Source organism: Paenibacillus sp. AR247 (assembly GCF_002968895.1).
Classification (GTDB): Bacteria; Bacillota; Bacilli; order Paenibacillales; family Paenibacillaceae; genus Paenibacillus_AQ; species Paenibacillus_AQ favisporus.
Genome location: NZ_PCZT01000010.1, coordinates 143,399 through 150,057 on the forward strand (window position 1 = coordinate 143,399; position 6,659 = coordinate 150,057).

Below are 6,659 nucleotides of genomic sequence, written 5' to 3' on the forward strand. Positions count from 1 at the left end.
CCTAAAATACGCACGTCCGCCTAACATTACCGTTGACACTCCGTCCCTATAGTGAAGAGGTAAGCGAAACAATCCGGATACCAATCACGCTTCACTAATTCTGAATGAACGATGGGGAGGCCATAGGATATGAGGTCAAAAATGAACGGAAACGCGAGGAGCATTCTGACGGTAAATGCGAACGAAAGTACGGGGATAGGGCGGGAACCATACGCGCTCACAGGGAAACGGACCGTCTGGTCCTGGCCAGGCAAAGCGGCGGCGCTCATCTTGGGCACAGCCCTACTACTGACCGCATGCGGGCAGGGAGAAGGCGGCACGGCGGGCGGCTCGGACGCATCGGCCAAGCCGGCGGGAACGGTGCAGAGCGCGGATACCGCAGAGGCGTCCGGCAGCGAAACGCCGGAAGCGCTGTACGAGCAGGCCAAGAAGGAAGGCAAGGTTATCGTCTACTCCACTTCGGGGCTGCCAACGACGCTGCGGAGACGTTCATGAAGCAGTATCCCGGCATCAAAGTCGAGGTAAGCAAAGTCAAGTCCGATGAGATGATGGACAAGGTAACGAAGGAGCAGGATGCCGGGCAGTTCAATCCGGACGTGATTATCACGAAGGAAGTGAGCGGGGCCGTCGAAGAAGAGATGGTGAAGCCGGGACGGTACGTCAAGTACCTTCCGGGGGATCTGGCGGAGAAGGTGGACGAGCCGTACCGCACGCAGGCCGAAGGGTATGCCAACTACTTGGAGTTCCGCACGATTTTCTATAATACCGAGCATTATAAGTCCGCGCCAGTGACGAACTGGTGGGACCTGACCACCCCGGAATTCAGGGGTAAGGTCTATACGGCCGATCCGCTCAGCTCGCCGGCATTCATGGACCTGTTTACGACGATGGTCATCCATAGCGACGATATGGCCGCGGCGTACAAGGAGAAGTTCGGCAAGGACATCGAGCTGCACGGCACGGAGAACGCGGGGTACGAGTTCATTCAGCAGCTGTTCGACAATGGGCTGGTCGTGTTAAAAGGAAGCGACGACGTGCTGGATGCGATCGGCAAGGCGAACAGCGACGCGGTCGGGCTGGCGGTATCCGGCGACGTGTCCAAGGTTCGAGGAGAAAGGCTGGAGCATCCTGCCGATCTATGACATTAAGCCGAAGACGTCGGTACCCGATTCGGGCTACCTCTTCCTCGCGAACAAAGCGCCCCATCCGGCGGGGGCCAAGCTGTTCATCCGCTGGATGATGGGCGAGAAGGACGGCCAGGGCGAAGGCATGGCGCCGTTCAATGAAGTGGGCTCCTGGGTGCCGCGCTCCGACGTCAAGACCAAAAACGAGGTGGCCTTCGAGGATTTGAACCTGTGGGTGTTTGACGGGGAGAAGCTGTACTTCGAGGCGCCGAAGGTCCGCGATTTCTGGATCAAGCAGAAATGACGGAACGAAAGACCGAAATGACACAAACAGGAGGGAAGCGGGATGCTGCATAAGCCCGTGCTGAATACATGGCAAGCAAGGTGGCTGAACCGGTGCCGGGACGCGCTGCGGAATCCGCTATATCTGATCGGGGCGGCGGCCCTTCTGTTTCTGGCGTACACCATCGTCTGGCCGGTCCTTAACCTGATCTGGTCGACGTTCGTATGGAAAACCCAGGACGCCCGGCTTACGCCAGCGGCGGACCCGGGGCACCTGACGCTGTACCACTGGAGCCGCGTGCTGGCAAGCGATATGAGCTGGTCCCTCTTCTACAAGCCGGTGCTGAACGCACTGGCGGTGGGCGTGACCGTCTCGGCGCTGTCTATGGTGTTCGGCTGCGGGCTGGCCTGGCTTGTGACGCGGACGGACGTTCCGCTCAAGAAGACGATTACGTTTCTGGCGATCATCCCGTATCTGCTGCCGTCATGGATGCTGTCCCAGGCGTGGCTGACCTTTTTCAAAAACAGCAAAATCGGCGGCACGCCCGGCATTCTTCAGTCGGTGCTGCATGTGACGCCGCCGGACTGGCTGGCGTACGGCTTCGTGCCGATCGTGCTGACCCTGTCGATCCACGACAGCGTGTATTTCTTCCTGCTCGTGGGCGCTGCGCTCAGCTCGATGAACAGCCAGCTGGAAGAGGCGGCCGAAATGGCCGGCGCGGGGCGGATGCAAGTGCTGCGCCGGATCGTGTTTCCGCTGATGCTGCCGTCGGTGCTGTCGGGATTCATTCTGATTTTTACGAAAGCGGTCAGTTCCTACGGCGTGCCCGCGCTGCTCGGCACCCCGGTGAACTTCTACATGATTTCGACGATGCTGTACTCCAGCATGCGGTCGCGGCTGACGACCGAGGCGAACGTGCTGTCACTGACGCTGATGCTGATCACGATGCTGGCGATCTATTTCAACCAGCGCCTGCTTGGCGGCCGGCGCAGCTATGTAACGGTGACGGGCAAGGGCAGCGCGGTGACGCATGTGCCGCTTGGCAAATGGCGGCTTCCGGCGGCTGTGGGGCGGCGGCCGGCCCGGAGCTGGCGGACCGCTATCCCGGCGAGCTGTCCGGCGGGCAGCAGCAGCGGGTGGCGATCGCCCGGGCGATCGTGACATCCCCGTCGATTCTGCTGCTCGACGAGCCGCTCTCGAACCTGGACGCCAAGCTGAGGACGGAGATGCGCGCCGAGCTGAAGCGGCTGCACCGCGAGCTGGGCACGACGATCGTCTATGTGACGCATGACCAGCATGAGGCGATCACGCTGTCGACGAAGGTCGCGGTGTTTTTCGGCGGCGAGCTGGTGCAGGCGGATACGCCGCGCGAGCTGTACCGCCATCCGCGGACGCTGCAGGTGGCGGAGTTCATGGGCAGCTCGGACCATCCGCTGAACCCGGGTGGAGGGCGTGTGCCGCACGAGCGGAGGCGTCAGCACCGTCAGCACGGCGCTCGGAAGCTTCCGGCTTGCGGGAATGAACGGTGGAGCGGAGGAAGCGGGAGCGGTCGTTCTGACGGTGAGGCCGGAAGACGTCGTGCTGCACGAGACCCGCACCGCCGGTTCCATCCCGGTGAAGGTGGAGGACGTGCTGCCCGCCGGCGGCGAGACGCTGGTGAGGGTCGCCTACGGCCAGGAGAATCTGGGCGTGCGCGTCATCGGCGACCCGGATTACGCCCCGGGACGCATGCTGTACGCATCCTTCCGCGAAGAACGCATCAACTTGTACGACCGGGAGACGGGCAGACGCCTGGAGACCGGCGTGACGACCATTACACCCATATTGGAGGAAATACACCGATGAATATTGACTTTCACTTTCATGTTAAATTGTCCAAGAAGACCGATTTCTCCATGGACCACTTCAACGAGATGCTGGATGAAGCCCGCGATCAGGGGCTGCAGGCGATCACGCTGACCGAGCATTTCAATACGCGCCGCTTCGACGAGGTCTACGGGACGCTCGACAAGATGCTGCCGGGCAACAACCACTACTACGACCGCGACGGGTTTAAAATCTTTACAGGCATGGAAGTGGACGTAGCCGAGGGCGGGCATATTCTCGTCTCCGGACCCAAGGACGCCCTGCTCGAAATCCGCGCCCTGCTTGAGCCGCACACCGCAGCCGGGTCGTTCATCGGGCTTGCCGAGCTGTTCGAGCTGTGCGAGCCGCGGGGCATGATGGTGATCGGCGGCCACCCGTTCCGGGAGTCCAACCATTTGTACCATGTGGACCGCGAGCTGCTGCGCCGGTTCGACGCGTTCGACCTGAACGGCAAGGACCTGCATGAGATCGGCATTCAGGAAAATATCGCCCTGGTGCTGCCGCTTGGCGCGGAGCTGGGTGTGCCGGTCGTAGCGGGCAGCGACGCCCACCAGATGTTCCAGGTCGGCTGCGTCTACAACGTCCTGCCGGGCGATTATGAGACCGTCGCCGAGCTGAAGGCGGCTATTCGGGCGGAGGCTTGCAAACGTGTCATCTCTCCGAGCTTGCACTTGCAGGTGCGCGCGGCGGGCGCAGTGAAAAAGCTGCTGAAAAAGAGGGTTGAAGTGGAAACCGTGTAACGTTAACACTTCATTCCCTGCATCGTTAAGGCCGTTGATCATTCATCCCGCTATAGAGAGGTGGCAAGAACTATGAATCTGGCGCTGGAAGGCCATAAGCTGTCCCGCGGACACCAGCGGATCGCGGATTATATCAGCAAGCATATGGAAGACATCCCGTTTATGGTGGAGGAAGACATCGCCGCTGCCTGCCAGGTCAGCACGTCAACGGTGTCGCGGTTCTGGTCCGAGGTGGGATGCCGAAACCTGAAGGAATTCAAGCAGAAGGTGAAGGACGAAATGCTGCTGTCCCCTTCGCAGAAGCTGCAGTCGGCGTTTTCGAAAATGAACGAAAACGACGCGGCGCAAAGCCTGCTCGTCGGCGCGGATTATTTGCAGCAGACGGCCGACCGGCTCAGCCAGGAAGCGTTCGACCGGGCAGCGTCGCTGCTGCGCGAAGCGGGGACCGTGTACATCTACGGCCCCGGCTCCGCGGAGAGCCTGGCCGCGCTGACCGATTTCCGGCTGACGCGGTTCGGCATGCGGGTCAAGCGGCTCGACCGGGGCGGGCACGAGCTGTTTAACCTGCTGGTGCATGTGCAGCCGCAGGACGTGATCGTCATTTTCGGCTTCGTGTCCGAGTCGCCGGAGCTGTCGGTGCTGCTGGACCACGCCAAGGTGAAGGGCTACCGCACGCTGCTCGTCACCGATCTAGCGGTCAGCGGCATGCTGGAGAAGGCTGACGTGACCCTGTACACCGCACGCGGCCAGCTGTGGGAGTTCCACTCCATGGTGGCGCCGGTGGCCTTGCTCGAAACGTTGATCGTGGCGGTCGGCAAGCAGATGGAGGAGCAGGCGGTTGCGGGAAGCGAGGAGCTGCACGAGCTGCGGCGCAGATATCAGAAAGTGCTGCCAAAGCGGGTTTAGAGCCGCTTGGCAGCTTTTTTTGTGTGGTAAAGAGTTAGGGGTGTTAAGGATATGATCCGTGGTGTAAAGAGCCGACGGTACGGATCCGGTCGCCTTAAGTTTAACTGGTTTACTGAAAAACCGTTAACTTAGTTCTTTTCATATAAGCTAATGCACGGAATGAAAGGAGTTCAATATGATATAATAGGAGTATTAAGCGTTTGGAGCGGAGGACAACATGAAAAAGATAGAGAACAAAAATTTGTTCCTGGATAAAATCAAGCCTGTGTTGAGAAAAAGCAAGTTCAGCACCATCAATATGGACGACATGGCCCGCCACATGGATATCAGCAAAGTGACGCTGTACAAATATTTTTCATCCAAAGACGAAATCATTGAAATGTTTGTGGATCACTGCATCGCCTTTCTGCAAAATGCCGACGTCCAATTGCAGGACGAGGAGCTCTCATGGGGCAAGAGGTTCCACATGTTATACATCCAATCTTTGCAATGCGTGCTGTACATGCCCGATATTTTGCTGGAGGACCTCAAGTCGGTATACCCGGTTCTATACGACAGGCTGGTTACAGCGGAACAGGAGCGGCACCGGAATTTGCGCCGGTTTTATGAGGCAGGCGTGGAGAAAAATGTTTTTCATCCGGTTAACTCCACCTTGTCTGTTGTACAAGACGATCTCATGCTCCGCCAGTTGGTAGAGCCTTCGTTCGCTGTGAGGCATGACTTCTCGTTGAAGCAGGCGCTGTTTGAATTTTATAAGATGAAAAAATACCAGCTGTTCGTCCCGGACATGCTCGATTCCGTGGATGATGCCGAGATGGAAGAGCTGCTGTTGCAGACGATCCAAAAAATATCGTATTAAAAGGTCGTATAGAGCAAGACGAAAAATCCGTATCCGTCCCTTTAATAAACTGTCCCCTATGTAGTGAACTGCTATGAACTTACGTTAATATTCTCTTTCGAAGGAAGTCAATGGCGAGATAGGTGTCGTCATTTGGCTTCCTTTATGTTTTTCTTTGGTTGCATAGAGCCGGAAAGGCATTCGAAGAAACCAGGGTTGTCTGCATGTATTGCCCCTTGTCCGAATACGCTAATAAAAGAGAGATCAGGACAAACAGTGGGTGGGATGTGACCAATGGGATTAAACAAGCAAAGCTTTATCCGTGGAACGTTCGTTTTGACCCTGTCGTCTTTTTTTACCAAAGGGCTTGGGTTTGTGAACGGCATTGTGCTGGCGCGTTTTCTGGGAGCGGAAGGGGTAGGGCTCTTGATGATTGCCCATCCGCTGCTTCCGCTGTTTATTACGATGACCGAGCTCGGGCTGCCTGTTGCGATTTCGAAGCTGGTGTCCGAGGCGGAAGTCAAAGGGGACGAGGCGAGGATTAAACGGATTCTCGCCGTCTCGCTGTCGGTAACGGGGACGCTCAGCATCGTGCTGACGTTGGCCGCTTTGTTCGGCTCCAAATGGATCGCTTCGATCGTGCTGGCCGACCAGCGGGCGTATTATGCGATGGTGGCGATTACGCCGATCATTCCGATTATCGCCATGTCTGCAGTGCTGAAGGGGTATTTCCGCGGCCGGCAGAACATGAATCCGCTCGCCTTATCCGACATTCTGGAGAATGTGGCACAGATCATCGTCATCATCGGCGTCGTCAACATGCTGCTGCCTTATGGCATTGCCTACGCGGCGGCGGGAGCCATGGGGGCTTCGGTGATCGGCGAAGGCGTCGGCCTGCTGTA

Annotated in this window: 8 protein-coding genes and 2 pseudogenes; all 10 read left to right on the forward strand. The window is 58.1% G+C overall.

Annotation, left to right across the window (positions count from 1 at the left end):
• Positions 1-129 precede the first annotated feature (129 nt).
• Positions 130-495: a hypothetical protein gene (locus CPT76_RS40125; RefSeq protein WP_258168678.1), complete on the forward strand. Its 366-nt coding sequence runs from the start codon at positions 130-132 to the stop codon at positions 493-495.
• Positions 492-1,142: an ABC transporter substrate-binding protein gene (locus tag CPT76_RS40130; protein WP_258168679.1), complete on the forward strand. Its 651-nt coding sequence runs from the start codon at positions 492-494 to the stop codon at positions 1,140-1,142. Before CPT76_RS40125 ends, CPT76_RS40130 begins: the two co-directional genes overlap by 4 nt.
• Positions 1,143-1,239: 97 nt before the next feature.
• Positions 1,240-1,428, forward strand: a complete 189-nt coding sequence (locus CPT76_RS40135; RefSeq protein ID WP_258168680.1) for a hypothetical protein — start codon at positions 1,240-1,242, stop codon at positions 1,426-1,428.
• Positions 1,429-1,791: 363 nt separating this feature from the next.
• Positions 1,792-2,352 (forward strand): annotated as a pseudogene (locus tag CPT76_RS20260) (ABC transporter permease); the annotation flags it as partial.
• A 101-nt stretch (positions 2,353-2,453) separates the two neighbouring features.
• Positions 2,454-2,555, forward strand: a pseudogene (locus tag CPT76_RS41575) (hypothetical protein); the annotation flags it as partial.
• A gap of 304 nt (positions 2,556-2,859) precedes the next feature.
• The gene (locus CPT76_RS20270; protein ID WP_258168710.1) at positions 2,860-3,252 is read left to right on the forward strand and encodes a TOBE domain-containing protein; all 393 of its coding nucleotides are present in this window, start codon (positions 2,860-2,862) and stop codon (positions 3,250-3,252) included.
• Complete coding sequence (locus CPT76_RS20275; RefSeq protein WP_105444306.1) at positions 3,249-4,013, forward strand: PHP-associated domain-containing protein; 765 nt, start codon at positions 3,249-3,251, stop codon at positions 4,011-4,013. The genes CPT76_RS20270 and CPT76_RS20275 overlap by 4 nt, the downstream gene beginning before the upstream one ends.
• A 72-nt stretch (positions 4,014-4,085) precedes the next feature.
• Positions 4,086-4,919 carry a MurR/RpiR family transcriptional regulator gene (locus CPT76_RS20280; protein ID WP_105444241.1) on the forward strand — a complete coding sequence of 278 codons (834 nt, stop codon included), beginning with the start codon at positions 4,086-4,088 and terminating at the stop codon, positions 4,917-4,919.
• Between the two features lie 217 nt (positions 4,920-5,136).
• On the forward strand, positions 5,137-5,778 hold the full coding sequence (locus tag CPT76_RS20285; protein ID WP_105444242.1) for a TetR/AcrR family transcriptional regulator: 642 nt from the start codon (positions 5,137-5,139) through the stop codon (positions 5,776-5,778).
• A 273-nt stretch (positions 5,779-6,051) separates the two neighbouring features.
• Positions 6,052-6,659: oligosaccharide flippase family protein (locus CPT76_RS20290; protein WP_181152960.1), on the forward strand; the 608-nt coding region annotated here is incomplete at its 3' end.